Source organism: Saccharopolyspora hirsuta, from assembly GCF_008630535.1.
GTDB classification, from domain to species: domain Bacteria; phylum Actinomycetota; class Actinomycetes; order Mycobacteriales; family Pseudonocardiaceae; genus Saccharopolyspora; species Saccharopolyspora hirsuta.
In genome coordinates, this window is the sequence record NZ_VWPH01000010.1 from 101,832 (window position 1) to 116,434 (window position 14,603).

14 protein-coding genes are annotated in these 14,603 nt (G+C 72.0%); 6 read left to right on the forward strand and 8 right to left on the reverse strand.

The window, feature by feature from the left end:
- The first annotated feature begins 54 nt into the window (after positions 1–54).
- Genes F1721_RS22145 through F1721_RS22155 form a run of 3 tightly spaced genes read left to right on the forward strand, consistent with a single transcriptional unit; the run spans position 55 to position 2,553 of the window.
- Positions 55–717 (forward strand): response regulator, encoded by a 663-nt coding sequence (locus tag F1721_RS22145; protein WP_150068665.1) that lies wholly within the window; start codon positions 55–57, stop codon positions 715–717.
- Positions 718–736: 19 nt separating this feature from the next.
- Positions 737–1,393, forward strand: coding sequence for a sensor histidine kinase (locus tag F1721_RS22150; RefSeq protein WP_246155255.1), 657 nt, complete (start codon positions 737–739; stop codon positions 1,391–1,393).
- Positions 1,375–2,553 (forward strand): S8 family serine peptidase, encoded by a 1,179-nt coding sequence (locus tag F1721_RS22155; protein WP_246155241.1) that lies wholly within the window; start codon positions 1,375–1,377, stop codon positions 2,551–2,553. The genes F1721_RS22150 and F1721_RS22155 overlap by 19 nt, the downstream gene beginning before the upstream one ends.
- Positions 2,554–2,605: 52 nt before the next feature.
- Here F1721_RS22155 and F1721_RS22160 read toward each other — a convergent pair whose 3' ends face one another.
- From F1721_RS22160 to eccCa, 7 genes are all read right to left on the reverse strand, one after another.
- Positions 2,606–3,853, reverse strand: coding sequence for an alpha/beta fold hydrolase (locus tag F1721_RS22160; protein ID WP_150068667.1), 1,248 nt, complete (start codon positions 3,851–3,853; stop codon positions 2,606–2,608).
- A 27-nt stretch (positions 3,854–3,880) separates the two neighbouring features.
- A complete protein-coding gene (locus F1721_RS22165; RefSeq protein WP_150068668.1) occupies positions 3,881–4,645 on the reverse strand; it encodes a transglycosylase SLT domain-containing protein in 765 nt (254 codons plus the stop codon).
- Between the two features lie 13 nt (positions 4,646–4,658).
- Entirely contained in the window at positions 4,659–5,867 is a 1,209-nt protein-coding gene (locus F1721_RS22170) for a WXG100 family type VII secretion target (protein ID WP_150068669.1), read from the reverse strand.
- Between the two features lie 5 nt (positions 5,868–5,872).
- Positions 5,873–6,232 carry a hypothetical protein gene (locus tag F1721_RS22175; RefSeq protein WP_150068670.1) on the reverse strand — a complete coding sequence of 120 codons (360 nt, stop codon included), beginning with the start codon at positions 6,230–6,232 and terminating at the stop codon, positions 5,873–5,875.
- A gap of 505 nt (positions 6,233–6,737) precedes the next feature.
- A complete protein-coding gene (locus F1721_RS22180) occupies positions 6,738–7,058 on the reverse strand; it encodes a hypothetical protein (protein WP_150068671.1) in 321 nt (106 codons plus the stop codon).
- Between the two features lie 16 nt (positions 7,059–7,074).
- Positions 7,075–7,434, reverse strand: a complete 360-nt coding sequence (locus F1721_RS22185; RefSeq protein WP_150068672.1) for a WXG100 family type VII secretion target — start codon at positions 7,432–7,434, stop codon at positions 7,075–7,077.
- Between the two features lie 27 nt (positions 7,435–7,461).
- The gene (gene eccCa, locus F1721_RS22190; RefSeq protein ID WP_150068673.1) at positions 7,462–11,466 is read right to left on the reverse strand and encodes a type VII secretion protein EccCa; all 4,005 of its coding nucleotides are present in this window, start codon (positions 11,464–11,466) and stop codon (positions 7,462–7,464) included.
- Positions 11,467–11,594: 128 nt separating this feature from the next.
- Between eccCa and F1721_RS22195 the strand changes: the two genes are divergently transcribed.
- The 3 genes from F1721_RS22195 to eccD are packed head-to-tail and all read left to right on the forward strand — an operon-like array spanning position 11,595 to position 13,886.
- Positions 11,595–12,185 (forward strand): WXG100 family type VII secretion target, encoded by a 591-nt coding sequence (locus F1721_RS22195; RefSeq protein ID WP_150068674.1) that lies wholly within the window; start codon positions 11,595–11,597, stop codon positions 12,183–12,185.
- Between the two features lie 16 nt (positions 12,186–12,201).
- Positions 12,202–12,537: a YbaB/EbfC family nucleoid-associated protein gene (locus F1721_RS22200; protein WP_150068675.1), complete on the forward strand. Its 336-nt coding sequence runs from the start codon at positions 12,202–12,204 to the stop codon at positions 12,535–12,537.
- Positions 12,537–13,886 (forward strand): type VII secretion integral membrane protein EccD, encoded by a 1,350-nt coding sequence (gene eccD, locus F1721_RS22205; RefSeq protein WP_150068676.1) that lies wholly within the window; start codon positions 12,537–12,539, stop codon positions 13,884–13,886. Before F1721_RS22200 ends, eccD begins: the two co-directional genes overlap by 1 nt.
- Positions 13,887–13,930: 44 nt before the next feature.
- Here the strand turns inward: eccD and F1721_RS22210 are convergent, their stop codons facing one another.
- The gene (locus F1721_RS22210; protein ID WP_150068677.1) at positions 13,931–14,554 is read right to left on the reverse strand and encodes a hypothetical protein; all 624 of its coding nucleotides are present in this window, start codon (positions 14,552–14,554) and stop codon (positions 13,931–13,933) included.
- Between the last annotated feature and the right edge of the window lie 49 nt (positions 14,555–14,603).

The following is a 14,603-nucleotide window of genomic DNA, read 5'->3' on the forward strand; positions in this document are numbered from 1 at the left end:
GTGGCCGGATCTCGCTAGCGTCGCACCTGGAGTTCCGACTGGGAGGAAGAGCCGGTGGAGACCGAGCGGATTCGAGTCGGGGTGGTGGAGGACCACCCGCTGTACCGAGCGGCGGTGGCCGGGGTGTTCGAGGACGCCCCGGACATCGAGGTGGACGCGGTCGCCGAGTCGGTCGCGCAGTTCGCCGCCCGCAGCCGATGCGCGGGCAGCATCGTCGTCCTGGATCTGGGCATTCCCGGGGTTCGGGGCGCTGCCGCGGTGATGGAGTTGGTGCGCCGGGGGCATCCGGTGCTGGTCGTGTCGGCGCAGACCGAGCGCTCCGAGGTGCTCGGTGCGATGCTGGCCGGGGCCCGCGGGTTCCTCGGCAAGGACGCCGATGCCGACGAGATCCTGCGCGCCGTCCGGGAGATCGCGGCCGGGCGCAGCCACGTCGCGCCGAAGCTGGCGGACGTCGTGCTGGAGGCTGCGCCGCGCAGGACCGGCGCGGGGGCGCGCATCGACCTCTCGCACCGCGAGGCCGAGGTGCTGGCCAGGCTCGCCGCCGGGGAGCGCGACCAGGACATCGCGGTGGGCCTGCGGATCAGCATTCGCACCGTGCGGTCCTACTTGGACCGGATCCGGGACAAGACCGGTCTGCGGCGCCGCCCCGCGCTGACCGCCTACGCGATCGAGCACGGCTTCGCCACCTGCTCGGCGCCCGACCGCCTGTCGGCCTGACATCCGGGAGATCCGCGTGATGATCCTCGCCGCCACCCTCTGCCTGATGGCGTTGCTGGTGCTCAGCGTCCGGTTCGCCCATCACGCCGGTTTTCGGCGTGGGCGCCGCTGCGAGCGCGTCGTGATGAACCGGTACCTGCACGACCGCGTGCTGCCGACGCTGGAGGCGCTGGCGCTGGGCAGCCGGTCGGACGCGAGTGCCGCCCCGGCCCGGCTGGCCGAACTGCGCCGGGCCGCCAAGGAGCAGGCCGCTCTGATCCGCCGGGACATGACCGCGGTCCCCACCGCGAACCGCGCCCGGCTGGCTCCCGAGCTGGCGGCGCTGATCTCTGAGCTGTCGCACAACCGGTTGCGCGCCGAGTTGATCCGCGCGGAGGTGGACGACACGCTCCCGTCGGACCGGCGCACCGCGATGCGCGATGCCACCGGGGAGGCCCTGCGGAACACCCTGAAGCACAGCGGAACCGACCGCGCGGAGGTGCGGGTCGCCGAACGCGACGGCGGTATCGCGGTGACTGTCCGGGACCGGGGCGCGGGGTTCGACGCGGACCGCAGGCCCGGGTTCGGCATCACCGAGTCCATCAAGGCGCGGATGGCGGAGGTCGGCGGGTCTGCCCGGGTGGAGTCCCGCCCGGACTGGGGAACGCAGGTCACGCTGTGGGTTCCGCAGTCGTGAGCGGGCGGGCCGCTGTCGCAGCGGTGGGTGCCGTGGTGATCAGCGGCCTCACCGCCGTTCCGGCGTTCGCCCAGTGCGCCTCCCCCGCCGGTGTCTACGCGGAGTCTGCGGGGTGGGCGCAGCGGCTCACCGACGCGTCGGAGACCTGGCCGCTGTCCGATGGCACCGGTCAGCTGGTGGCGGTCGTCGGCACCGGGATCGACGCGGGTAACGCGCAGTTCGCACCGGGGCAGGTGGTGCCGGGGTCGGACCTCGGCGACTGCGACGGCCGGGGCACCTTCGCCGCCGGAATCGTCGGCGCGCAGCGGGTTCCGGACACCGCTTTCGCCGGGGTGGCGCCCGGAGCCCGGTTGCTCGGGATCAGGTACACCGAGACCACGACCGCTGGCGGCGAGCCCAGCCCGGATGCCTTGGCAGGTGCGATCGAGCGCGCGGTGGACGCAGGTGCGACGGTCGTCTTGGTGGCCGTGCCCGCGGCGAGCACGAGCCCGGCGTTGGAAGCGGCCGTGCGCGATGCCTTGTCCCGCAACGCAGTCGTGGTCTCACCGGCGGTCGGTGACCAGCCGGAGGATCGCTCCTACCCGACCGATCTGCCCGGGGTGCTGGCCGTCGGTGCCCTCGACGAGTCGGGCGCCGCGGTGCAGGGCGAGGCCGGGGATCACCTGTCGCTCGCCGCTCCCGGTGCGGATCTCGTCGGTGTTTCGGCCGGTGCCCGCGGTTTGGGGCACCGGTGGGGAGTGGATGTTCCGGCGTTCTCCGCGGCTTATGTCGCCGGAGCCGCCGCGCTGGTGCGCTCCTACCGACCCGAGCTGGATGCCGAGCAGGTCGCGGATCGCCTGGCCCGGACCGCGAGCCGTCCGCCGAACGGCCACGACCCCCGGCTGGGCTGGGGCGTGCTGAACGTGAACTCGGCGGTGACCACCGAGCTCGTCGACGACCCGTCAGCGCTGGAGCTCCCGGCGCCGATGCCCGACGTTCCGACGGTGCGCCCGGCCGCGGGCCCACCACCGCTGCCCGACCACTCCCCGCTGTCGGGCTGGCTCGCTCTGCTCGGCATCGCGCTCGCGGGCTTGGCGGTTGTTGCGCGGGCGACCATCCGCTTGGGCCGGGCTCGCGGCTGGCGCCCGGGGTCCGACAGCTGGACGTGGAACGACCGCTGAGCGACGGGGAATTATCGCTCAGCGGCCGGTCTTGGGGCTCCTGCAGCAGCGATCAGTGCAGCACTTGCCGGTTCTGGATGGAGCCGTTGACGACGCTGTTGATGTCCCGCCAGGACTCGGTGCCCGGTGCCAGGACGGTGCTGTGCGAGCTCACGTCGGGGATGAACCAGCCGTCGGAGTCGCGGCTGGACGGCAGCGGGGTGACGCCCGGGAAGTCGTCCGGGTCCGGGCCGTGGACCCGGCCCTGCGCCCACTGGATCGGGTCGTGCTCCATCGTGACCGAGTACCGGTGCGCCGGGTACGGGTTGGTGATCTCCGAGACCCCGTCGCCCATCCCGGCCGAGGCCACGTGGACCACGTTGTCCGCCCGCATCCCGGCCGCGTCGGCCAATCCGACGACCGCGCCGCCGTAGCTGTGCCCGATGACGGTGACCTTGGCGTCCTCGCCCAGCTGGGGCCGCAGGTCGTTGTTGACGAAGTCGGCCAGCCTCGGGGCCATCTCCTGCGACGGCCCGGACGTGCTCGCCTCCGGCAGGCCCTGTGGGAAGTCGCCGTTCATCCACAGCACTGCGGCGGTGCGCCCGCTGGGGTCGGCTTCGGCGAAGCTGCCCGCCGTGCTGGTGTAGCGCGCGAAGTCCTCCACACCGGTGTTCATGCCGGGCACCAGCACGGCGACCGCCCGGGTGTCGGAGTTGAGGCTGCCGACCAGGGCCACCAGCCGCCCTTCGCCGTTGAAGCTGAGGATCTGCGTGTTGCTGTTGAGGATCTCGTCGTAGGCGGCGATCTTCTCGCGGAGCTGCTGGATCTGCACCTCGCGGTTGACCGGTCCGACCTCGCCCTGCAGCTTGCGCAGCTCCTCCTGGGCGGCGTCGCGCGCCAGCTCGATCTGGGCCCGGCCTGCCGCGTTGCGCTCGGCGACGGAGCGGCCCGCTCCCCCGTCCAGGACCGGTACGAGCAGGTCCGGGTTCAGCTTCCGGATCTCGGCGGCCTTCTGGGCGTCCCAGCGGCGGACCGCGGCGTTGGCGGACTTGATCCCGTCGATCACCCCGGTCAACCGGCTGGCGGCCGTCCGCAGGTTCTCGTCGTTGGCCTGGATGGTGCCGAGGTGCCCGGTCCGGGCCTGGTGCGATCCGGGCACGTTCGCGAACGCGTTCCCGGGCAGCGTGCGAGCGGTGAGGTGGCGGCGGGCTTCACCGAGCACCGCCACCTGGTCGGGCAGCGACTGCGCCGCTGCGTCGAGGGCCGCGTGGTTCACCGCGAACCGCGAGCCCGCGCTCAGCACGCTCTCGGAACGGTCCATGTCCGTGTCTCCTCACGAGAGATCTGGTCAGGCGTGGGTGATGCCGTTGATCAGGGACCGCTGACCCTGCTGGGCCTGCGTGGCGCGGTCGTCGTGCTGCCGGATCATCCGGGCGGCCCAGTCCAGGTCCTCGCGGAACTTCTGGTCGGCGGCCAGCGCCCGGCGGGTGTTCTCGCAGCTGCTGGAGATGGTGGCCTGGTGCGCCCCGGCGGCTGCGGCGGACGCCTGCACGCGACCGAAGGCGTTCTGCGACGCAGCACCGTGGTTGAGCGCTTGGGAGGCGTTGAGCAGCGGTTTCCGGGTTCCTTCGACGAGTTTGGCCATCGCGTCGAAGAACTTGGCGATCTCGCCCTGGAATCCACCGGGGTTGCTGCTGGCGGTGTTCGACGCCTGCCGCGCGCGGACCGCCCCGCCGGAGCCGGGCTGGACCGCGCTGCGCGCCCGGTCCATGAACCGCCGGTACTGGCCCTCGGTGTAGGTCGACCACTGGCCCCACCCGTGCTCGCGGTAGATCGCGTAGGCGTTGCGCGCGTTGGTCGCCGGGTCGGCGTTGGCCGAGGCGTCGCGGTGCGCCCGGTCGAAGGCGTTGCCGTGGCCGGGGTTCACCGAGCGGATCTGCCACAGGCCGACCGACGGCCCGAAGGCCTCGGTCTGCAGCGACACGTCGCCGATCGCGTCCGGGTTCCCCCGGGACTCGGCGAGCGCGACCGCGACGGCGATCTGCAGGTCCTCGCCGCGGAATCCGGCGTTCGCGGCGTGCTCGGCGATCTGCTGGTCGGTGAGCGTTGGCATGGTCGGATCTCCTTCAGAACGTGGGGCGCTGCTCGGACTGGTCGGCGCCGAGCACTGAAGGGGTCACGATCGAGGACTCGCCCCAGACCTCCTCGGTCTCCACCAACCACGGCGGGATGCGGCGCGCCCCGGACATGTCCTGCGCCCCCGGGGCGAACGGCATCATCGGCATCATGGGCATGTGCCCGACGCCGCTGCCCGCCGCGTTCGCCGCTCCCGCCGCAGCCCCCAGTACCCCTGCGGTTCCCATCGCGTTGGTCGCCGGGGCCGCCCCTCCCAAACCGGCCGCGGCGACCGGTGCGGCGGCACCGGGACCGCCGCCTCCGCCGAGGGACAGCCCTCCGGTGCCGGGCATGCCGACCGGCTTGGTGGGCTTGTCGTCTTCCTCCTCGGCGGGGTCCTTCGGCTTTCCCCAGTCCGGCACCTTCGGCGGCCGGAAGGTGCCGAGCCGCCCCATACCGGCGGCCGACGCCGCTGCCAGACCGGCGGTGAACATGTTGCCGAACAGCGGTGTCGAGGGCTGCTTGGCCACCGGGTCCGGCACCAGCGGCAACTGCTCACCGGGCGGTGCCGCGTCCTCGCCACCGCCGCCGGGTTCCGCGTCCCCTCCGGAGCCGCCCGGCACCGGTGCGCCCGGCACTGCTGTGTGGTCGGTCAGCGGCATGCCCTGGTCGGCCGCCCGGTAGCGCGTGCCGAGCTCGGTCATCACCGCGATCGCCTTGCTGTGGGCCGCGTCGGCGGCCGCGCTCGCCTGTTGGTGCTGCTGCACCGCTTGAGCTGCGGTGGCCTGGCGCTGCCGCAGCTCGGCGACCATCGCTGGTGAGGCTTCGGCTGGTACCTGCAGCGAGGCGGTCGCCCACTGCTTGGTCTCCGGCGGCAGGTCGGCGACCTCGACCGCTGGTGGCATCTCGGCGCGCGCTTTGGCCAGCGCGTCCGCCGAGTCGTGCACCCGGTCGCGGATGGCGAACGCGGAGTCGGCGATGCGGCGCAGCCCTCCGGCCAGGTCCTTGATCATCACCCGGTACTGCTCGGCGGCGCCGCCCTGCCACTGCTCCTGGAACTTCGCCAGCTTGGCCTCCAGGTTCCCGGCCTGCTCGTGCAGCGAAGCGCCCACGCTGTCCCAGGAATCGGCGGCCGGGCGCACCGAGGCGTCGTCGCCGGACTGCAGCATCGCGACGAGCTGCTGGTGGCTGTAGGCGAAGAAGTCGGTCGGTTCCCGCATGCGGCTCACGTCCTCCCGGTCCAGGGCAGGTCGACCGCGTGTACCGCCGAGCCGAGGCCGGACAGCGACGAGGTGACCTGGTCGTCGTGCTGCTGGTAGGCGTCCATCACGGTGCCGGTGATCTTCTCGGCGAAGTCGATCGCCTCCCGCGCCCGCGCCACCAAGCTCCGCATCTCGGCCACGGCGAGGAAGTGGTTCTCCCACAGCGACCCGGCCTCGTTGAAGGCCCCGAGCCGCAGCTCCCGCTCGGTGAGCGATTCGAGGTGCCCGTTCGGCCGGTCCATCCCGGTCAGCTGGGTGGTGAGCTCAGCGGCGAACTCCACCAACGACTGCAGATGAATCGCGAACGATCCATTGCTGGACATGACAACCCTTCCCACGGTCTCCAAGGCAACCCGCGCCCCACCGACGAACCCGACCCCACCGACCCACCAACGCTCGTGAGCGCCTTTAGCTACCAGAGCAACCAAAAACACTCACCGAACAAAGCCTGCAAACTCGAACCCCACCACCGAAGCAGAAGCAGCGCGGCAAGAACGCAAACCGACCAACGTCAACACCAGGCAGCCGCAAGGCAAGCCGAAGTGGTGAGACAAGCCGCTAAAGCAACCATCGTCAGGCAAGCGGCGCCAGCCGCTTCCAGCGGTAAGCAGCAACCGCGACGAACGACCGGCACCGATCAAAGGGCCGTCGCATGCGCCGCCAGGCGCATAACCCACCCCCGCAACCGGCACCGCCGCGGGTTCTCAGAGGCTTTCTCGCGAGGACAGCCCGTTTGCTGTGTATTTGGCATACATAAAAACGGGATCCCGCAGCGAGAAAGCCTCTGAGGTTCCACTACCCGCACCGCCACGCAAACCAGCCAGACGATCAAACGAATTTAGCGGCCAGGGAGTTGTCCAGGGCTGCTCCGTCCATCGCCGAGCGGCTCAGCAGCGAGCCCAGTTTGTTGATGATCTGGGTCATCTCGGCCAGCGCGCTGCGGAGGTTGGCCTCCGCGGTGCGCGCTTCGGCTCCGGACTGGCTGCCCGACTGGTACCAGGTCTCGCGGACCGGGCCCAGGGCGGTGTCCAGTTCGCCGAGCGCGGTGCTGATCGAACCGGAGTACCGGACCAGCGTGCTGCCCGCGTTGTCCACCGCGCCGAAGTTCATCGCGACGGTGTCGCTGGAGGGTCCACCCACGTAGCTCATGCTCGCTCCTTGGCGTTCAGCCGTTGAGTCCGGCGATGATGCCGCCGCCGGAGTGCAGGGCGGCGGTGGTCTGGTTGATCTGCGCGCTCTGCTGCTCGGAGAAGCCCGCGTGCTGGTTCATGACCTCGTTGAACTTGGTCGCGATGACGGTCAGCTCGTTCTGCGCCCGCTGGATCTTGTCGTTGAGCAGCATCTTGTTCTGGTCGAACGCGAGCCGGGCCGAGCCGTTGAAGTTCTGGGTCGCGCCGACCAGTCCTTCCACCTCGGCGTTGAGCTTGGCCATCATCTCGCGGATCCGCGTCGCCGTGTCGTCGAAGTCGCTGGCGGCCTTGCTCATGACCGCCCGGTCGACGACGACACCCTGGGGTGTGCTCATGTCTTCCGCCTCCTTTCCCCTGTGACACTAGGGTTGTTCGCGGTGCTGCCCCACGGCAGAACTGACGTCGTCGGCGGCGGCACTTGTGCCCGCACCGATCGGGGTCCACGCGACCTGGACGAGTTCGTTCGCTGCGCGGCGGCGCACCAGCACGCCGCGGCCGGGTGGTCGCTTGCCGGGCCGGACGTCGCCGAGCAGCGGGCCTTCGTCGCGGCTTCCCGACATGACCAGTCCCGGCGAGCCCAGTTCCCGGATGCGCTGGACGACCGGGTCGAACATGGCTCGCGCCGCGCCGCCGCTGCCGCGCGCCAGCACCAGGTGCAGGCCGATGTCGCGGGCGTGCGGCAGCAGGTCCAGCAGCGGCAGCAGCGGGTGGGTGACCTTGCCGGGTGAGGCGACGAGTTCGTAGTCGTCGACGAGCAGGAACAGTTCGCGGCCCTGCCACCAGTCGCGGCGGCGCAGCTGTTCGGGGGTGATGTCGGGGCCGGGCAGGCGTTCTCGCATCGCCTGGGCGACCTGGGCGATCGCGTCGTCGAGCGCGGGTTCGGATCCGGCGTAGCCGAGCAGGTGTTCCTCGCCGATGGCACCGAGCAGGCCGCGCCGGTAGTCCACCGCGATGATCCGCGCTTCGTCCGGGGTGTACTGGCGGGTGATGCCGTGCGCGATGGTGCGCAGCAGTGCGGTCTTGCCGCTCTCGACGTCGGCGAAGGCGATGAAGTGCGGTTCGGTGGTGAGGTCGAGGTACACCGGCTGCAGGTCGGATTCGGCCAGTCCCAGCGGGATCGCCCGCCCTTCGGGCAGTGCGATCTCCGCGGCGGGGATCTCGCGCGGCAGCAGCCGCACGCGCGGTGCCGGGGCGCCCTGCCAGGCCTGGGCGACGCGGGCGACGAGTTCCGAGGTGCCCGCTGCCAGGGTTTCCGCCCGCTGGTCACCATCCACTCTGGGCAGTGCCCCCAGCATGTGGAGCTTGTCCGCCGTCAGGCCGCGTCCGGGCGCATCGGCGGGGACGTTCTGCGCGGCGCGGCGGTCGATCATCGAGTCGCTGGGGTCGCCCAGGCGCAGTTCGACGCGGGTGCCCATGCTGTCGCGCAGCGGGGTCGGCAGGTTCAGCCACCAGGTGGTGGAGATGATCACGTGGATGCCGAAGCCGAGGCCGCGGGTGGCCAGCCGGACCAGCGGGTCCTCCAGCGAGGAGAACTCCTGGCGCACCGTCGCCCAGTCGTCGACCACGACGAACACGTCGCCGAACTCGCGCCCGCCGCCCTCGGTGAACTCGGAGCGCCGCTGCCGGAAGGTCTGCGCGGAGTCGATGCCGTGCTCGGCGAAGAACGCCTCCCGCTGGTCGAGCAGCGTGGTGGCCTCGGCGACGATGCGTCGGCAGCGCTCCTCGTCGCGGCGCGCGGCGTGGCCGCTGACGTGCGGCAGCCCGGCGACCGCGGCGAGCGCGCCGCCGCCCATGTCCAGCAGGAAGAACTGCACCTCCGCCGGGGTGTGGGTGAGCGCGAGCGAGGCGATCGTGCTGCGCAGGAAGGTGCTCTTGCCGCTCTGCGGCGCGCCGATCAGCAGCGCGTTGCCCGCCGCGCCGGAGAAGTCCAGCCACAGCTCGTCCCGGCGCTGCTCGAACGGATTGTCCACAGTGGCCACCGGGATCGACAGCGCGCCGTTGCCGCTCCAGCCCACCGGGCACAGCCCGCGCTCCGGGTCGAGCCCCAGGGGCGGGAGCAGCTGGTCGAGCGTGGGCGGCTCGTCCAGGGGCGGCAGCCAGATCCGGTGCGCGGCCGGTCCCCGCCCCACCAGCCGGTCGACCACGGCGCTCATGATGGTCTCGCCGGTGCTCTCCTGCGGTTCGGCCTCGGGCAGTTCCGTCGGCCACACCACCGGTGGCGCCGGGTCCGCCGCGTGGCCCAGCGTGAACGAGACGACCTGCCTGCCGGGCGCGGATTCCGGCACCGCACCGGCCGCGGCCCGAGGTGGCAGCTCGCCGGAGACGTACGCGGCCTTGAGCCGCTGCAAGGTGTCGGTGTCGCTCTTGAGGTACGCCGAGCCCGGCACGGCGGGCAGGTGGTAGGCGTCCGGGACGCCCAGCACGGTGCGGCTCTCCGACGCTGAGAACGTGCGCAGGCCGATCCGGTAGGACAGGTGGGCGTCGAGCCCGCGCAGGCGCCCCTCCTCCAGCCGCTGCGAGGCCAGCAGCAGGTGCACCGAGAGGCTGCGCCCGAGGCGGCCGATCATCACGAACAGGTCGATGAACTCCGGCCTGCTGGACAGCAGCTCGCTGAACTCGTCGATGATCACCAGCAGCGCGGGCAGCGGCGCCAGGTCCGCGCCTGCCTCTCGGGCCTGCTCGTAGTCGCGCACCGACGCGTAGTTCCCGGCGGTGCGCAGCAGCTCCTGGCGGCGCACCAGCTCCCCGTGGATCGCATCGGCCATGCGGTCCACCAGCGCGAGGTCGTCGGAGAGGTTGGTGATCACCGCGCAGGTGTGCGGCAGCTCGCTCATCCCGGCGAAGGTCGCCCCGCCCTTGAAGTCGATCAGCGCCAGGTTCAGCGCCTCCGAGGAGTGCGTCACGGCCAGGCCGGTCACCAGCGTGCGGAGCAGTTCGCTCTTGCCGGAGCCGGTCGCGCCGATCACCAGCCCGTGCGGGCCCATCCCGCCTTCGGCGGACTCCTTGAGGTCGAGCTCGACCGGCAGGCCGTCGAGGTCCAGCCCCAGCGGGACGCGCAGCCGCTCGCGGGCGCTGCGGGGCCGCCAGGTCACCGCGGGGTCGGTGTCGCGGGGGTCGCCGAGGCCGAGCAGATCGGCCAGGCCGAACGTCGTCGCCATCGGGGTTTCCGCGGCGGTCGAACCGGGGGTGTGCCACGGGGCCATCGTCCGGGCCAGCACCTCGGCGGCGGTGGTGCTCAGCTGGTCCGGTTCGCCGACGTAGCGGAACCCGACCTCGTCGTCGGTGCCGACCAGCATCCCCATCAACCCGTCGGAGACGTGCAGGAACAGCGCGTTCGGCCGCACCGCGTCGGGCGGCAGCTCGGCCAGTTCGAGCACGGTGACGCCGTGCCGCTCGGCATCCGGCGGGACCGGGCTGCCGTCGGAGATCACCACCAGGTGCGGTCGCTCCGGCTCGGGCTTGGCGTGTCTGCTGAACGCCGGGCGTTCGGCGAAGTCGGCGCCCAGCAGTTCCGCGAGCGCTCCGATGTCCCCGGCGGCCAGCCGGACCGGCCCGGCGGCGTCCGAGTCGGAGGAGTCCTGCGCGTGCGGCAACCACTTCACCCAGTCCCAGTCCGCGCGGTGGCGCGCCGCCACGCACAGCGCGACGCGCAGGTCGTTCGGCGAGTGGAAGGTGACCGCCTGGCCGATCGCGGCGCGCACCAGCTCGATGGCCTCCTCCCGGGCTCCGCTGACCGCGATGCGGGCGTAGCCGCGCAGCGCGATGGCCACCGGCAGGTCGGGCACGGTCGAGTAGGTGCGGATGAAGTGGCGCAGCGAGGTGGAGGCGACCGGGTCCAGGTCCTCCAGCGGTGCGGTCTGCGGCGCGCGCAGCGGGGTGGCCAGCTGCTGGGGGCCGAGGCCGATGCGCACCTGGCCGAAGTGGACGTCCGCCCGGCGCCGCTCCCAGCGCCGCTGGGTGGGCACGATGGTCCACAGGTCCTCGGGGTCGGGTTGGGTGAACAGCAGCGCGGCGCGCTGGGCCTCGGCGGTCTCCCGGACCTGCTTGCGCAGCCCGGCGAGGTAGCGCTGGTAGTCCCGGCGCTCCTCGTTGATCCGGGCCTTGGCAGACTGCCGCCCGCCCGCCACCGACATGGTGATCATGCCGATCATCACCACCGCGAACAGACCGCCGAAGACGTAGGTCATCGGACCGCCGGAGCGTCCGATGTAGACGAACGACATGACGCCCATGCCCAGCATCATCGGCACCATGAACATCATCTGCATCCAGGACTGGCTGCCGCCGCCCTTGGCCACGGCGGGCGGGGCCTGCAGCACGATCTCCCCGCGCTGCTGCTCGGAGCGCAGGGCCGGTTGGGTCCGCATCGGTACTTCCGCCTCCACTCGGGGAACACCGGGAGTGTCGCCAACACCGGCATCGCCGCAGGTGGGTACTTTTGCCGTCCAGCCGGGGACCACCGCCGCCCTACGCTCGCCGGGAATGGAGGTGCGGCATGGACACCAGTCTGGTCACCGCGATCATCAGGGCAGGCCTGGCGCTGCTCACCCAGGCGATCGGCGACGTCACGGGCGATCCCGGCGAGCTGCGGTCCAAGGCCAGGGACTGCGCGCAGTGCGCCCAGCAGGTGGGCGCGGCGGCGGGGGCGACCGACCAGGTCGTGGCGCAGCTGGGTGAGACGTGGAACGGCAAGGGCTACGACGCCTGCCGCCAGACCTCGGACGACTTCGTGGACCAGTTGACCAACGTCCTGAAGGTGGCCCTGGAGAAGGAGAGCCAGCGGCTCACCGCGGCGTCCGACGCGCTGGTCCAGGCCCGCAGCACGGCCCAGCAGCACAAGGAGGACTTCCTGCAGCAGGCGGTGGACGTCGTGCAGCGCATGATGGACGCCATCCGGGCCGCGCAGGGCATGCACTCGCCGTGGCGGGAGGCCGCCATCGCCCTGGCCATCATGAACGCGGTCGTGCAGGCGATGCAGCTGAAGTCGCAGTTCGAAGCGGCCGCCGAGCAGAACAAGAACGCGCTCAGCCAGACCCTGACCACCCTGTTCGCCGACAGCGGCACGCCCGCCGCCGTGGCCGCCTGACCCCGGAAGCGCACCGATGAACGCTCTGCACCCCGCCGCGGACGACCTGCCCGAGCTGACCGAGCTGGTGCAGCGGTTGCAGCACCAGCAGGCGGAGGTCGACCGGATCCGGCAGGACGTCGACACCGCGCTGGTCTCCGGCCGCTCCCGCGACGACGAGGTGACCGCCACGGTCCGCGGTACCGGCCGGTTCACCGAGGTCGCGATCGACCCGGAGGTCCTGCGCCGCTACGACGCCCGGGACATCGGCGAGATGGTCGCCGAAGCCGCCAACGACGCGCTGGACCGGTTGGCCCGGCTCGCCGAGCAGCGGCTCGCGCCGGTGCTCGGTTCCGCCGACGAGCGCGCCTGATGGCAGCACCGCGCCGGGTAACCGTGGTTGCTCCCGGTTCCCGGGTCGACGTCGCGCTGCCGCTGGAGTGCACGGTGGCGGAGCTGATCCCGCAGCTGGTCCGGCTCACCGGGACGCCGCCCCGCTCGGAGCAGCACCCGGGCTGGGTGCTCGCCCGACTCGGCGGCGCCCCGCTGGCGCCGGGCCTGACGGTGTCGGCGACGCTGATGCAGGACGGCGAGATCCTGTCCCTGCAGCCCCGCCCGGGCCGGGAAACCCCGCTGGTCTTCGACGACGCGGTGGACGCGATCGCCGGGGCCGCGCAGACCCGCGCCGGGCCGTGGCGTCCGAGGGCCGGGCGGCGGGTCAGCCTGCTGGCGGCGGTGGTGCTGTTCACCGGGACGACCGCGTTCGCCGCCGCCGCTCTCGGCGGGAGCATCCTGGCACCGGCGTCGTGCGCGTTGATCGCCGTGGCCCTCGTGTTGTCGGGCGGTGCGTTGTCCCGCGCCCGCGGCGACATGGACGCCGCCACCGCGACCTCCGCAGCGGGTGTCGTGCCTGCTCTGCTGGCCGGAGCCACAGCGCTCCCGCCGCACCTCCCGGTGGGTACGCTGCCGCTCGGCCTCGCCGCGGTCACCCTCTACGCCACCGCAGCGGCGATGCTGGTCCACCGGTTCACCTGGTTCGCGCCCGTCATCGCCGCTTCGGCGCTCGGTGCGGCGATCACCGCCTGCGTCCCGCTGTTCGACCTGCCCGGTCCGCGGGTGGCAGCAGTGGCGGTGGCGTTGACGGCGGCGCTGACCGCCGCGGCACCGATGATCTCGCTGCGCCTGGCGAGGTTGCCGATGCCCAAGGTGCCAGCCGACATGGATTCCTTCCGCGCCGACGAGCAACCCACGCTCGGCTCCGCGGTGCTCGGCCCGACGACGACCGCCACCCGCATCCTCACCGGACTGGTCACCGCGCTCGGCATCGTGACGGCCGGTTGCTGCCTGGTGCTGCTCGGCGACCCGTCCCCGTGGTCACCGGTCCTGGTCGCGCTGGTGGCCGCCGCCTGGCTGCTGCGCTCCCGCTCCTACGCGGGCACCGCGCAGCGGGTCGCGACGATCGTCATCGGCCTGGTCCTGCTGGTCGGCCTGGCCACCCGCCTGCTGTCCACGTTGGACGCGAACTGGCTGCTCGCGCTGGGCGCGGGCACCGCGCTGGCCGGGGTCGCGTGCCTGTACTACGCCGGGCGCGGGCCGAGCTCGAGCGCCCCGATCCGCGCCCGCTGGCTGGACCGCGCCGAGTACCTGGTGCTGATCGCCCTGATCCCCACTGCCGCCGCGGTGCTGGACCTGTACAACACCATCCGCGACGCGGTCGGATAGCCCGTTCCGCACCGCCCAGCCACCAGGGCGGTGCGGAACACCTGTCAGCGGGCCGGGATCTGCACGACCCGGGTGTGCTCGTCCGGGCTGAGCCAGACGTGGGCGGGTGCGCCGATCTCCGGGACCTCGTGGTGCGGCATGTTGATGTCGGGTGAGATCGCCACGACCGAAGCCCGCTCCCCGGTCGGCCGCTCGTAGGCGACGTCGACGACCAGCTGGCCGACTCTGCGATGCCGGGCTGGCTTCTCGCGCACGCCCGCGACGGTTCCGCGAACATGGACCGACTCCGCCCGGAACTCCTCGTAAGACTCGGCGAACCGGGATGCGGAGACGTTCCGGCGCACCTTCTCGAAGTACGCGCCCCAGGCTGGTCCGAGGAACACCCACGGGAAGAGCACCCAGACCACGTTCCAGTACCACGGGAAGAAACCCTCGACGTCCCACGCGTTCACTGTGATGAGGAAGACGGCCGCCACGCTCACGACGCAGAGGAGCCCAGCGAGCAGGACGCGCTCGATGGGCGAGTAGACCTTGCCCGCGATCGCCTCGGGGTCCTCCGGCAGGCGAGATGCGTCCTCGCCCCTAGTGACGATCCGCACGAGGACGCCCCGGTCGACGCGGTTGACCAGCCCGAAGTAGTTCCCGGACGGCGCAGGGGATTCGGCCATCGCTGATCCTCACGGTCGGACACGGAAATCCACTGCGGACGCGGGGTGC

Excerpts from the sequence above, each read along its gene's own strand:
- F1721_RS22150 (WP_246155255.1), top strand. The coding sequence starts at position 737 with ATGATCCTCGCCGCCACCCTCTGCCTGATGGCGTTGCTGGTGCTCAGC.
- F1721_RS22160 (WP_150068667.1), bottom strand. The coding sequence starts at position 3,853 with ATGGACCGTTCCGAGAGCGTGCTGAGCGCGGGCTCGCGGTTCGCGGTG.
- F1721_RS22165 (WP_150068668.1), bottom strand. The coding sequence starts at position 4,645 with ATGCCAACGCTCACCGACCAGCAGATCGCCGAGCACGCCGCGAACGCC.
- F1721_RS22170 (WP_150068669.1), bottom strand. The coding sequence starts at position 5,867 with ATGCGGGAACCGACCGACTTCTTCGCCTACAGCCACCAGCAGCTCGTC.
- F1721_RS22175 (WP_150068670.1), bottom strand. The coding sequence starts at position 6,232 with ATGTCCAGCAATGGATCGTTCGCGATTCATCTGCAGTCGTTGGTGGAG.
- F1721_RS22180 (WP_150068671.1), bottom strand. The coding sequence starts at position 7,058 with ATGAGCTACGTGGGTGGACCCTCCAGCGACACCGTCGCGATGAACTTC.
- F1721_RS22185 (WP_150068672.1), bottom strand. The coding sequence starts at position 7,434 with ATGAGCACACCCCAGGGTGTCGTCGTCGACCGGGCGGTCATGAGCAAG.
- eccCa (WP_150068673.1), bottom strand. The coding sequence starts at position 11,466 with ATGCGGACCCAACCGGCCCTGCGCTCCGAGCAGCAGCGCGGGGAGATC.
- F1721_RS22195 (WP_150068674.1), top strand. The coding sequence starts at position 11,595 with ATGGACACCAGTCTGGTCACCGCGATCATCAGGGCAGGCCTGGCGCTG.
- F1721_RS22200 (WP_150068675.1), top strand. The coding sequence starts at position 12,202 with ATGAACGCTCTGCACCCCGCCGCGGACGACCTGCCCGAGCTGACCGAG.
- eccD (WP_150068676.1), top strand. The coding sequence starts at position 12,537 with ATGGCAGCACCGCGCCGGGTAACCGTGGTTGCTCCCGGTTCCCGGGTC.
- F1721_RS22210 (WP_150068677.1), bottom strand. The coding sequence starts at position 14,554 with ATGGCCGAATCCCCTGCGCCGTCCGGGAACTACTTCGGGCTGGTCAAC.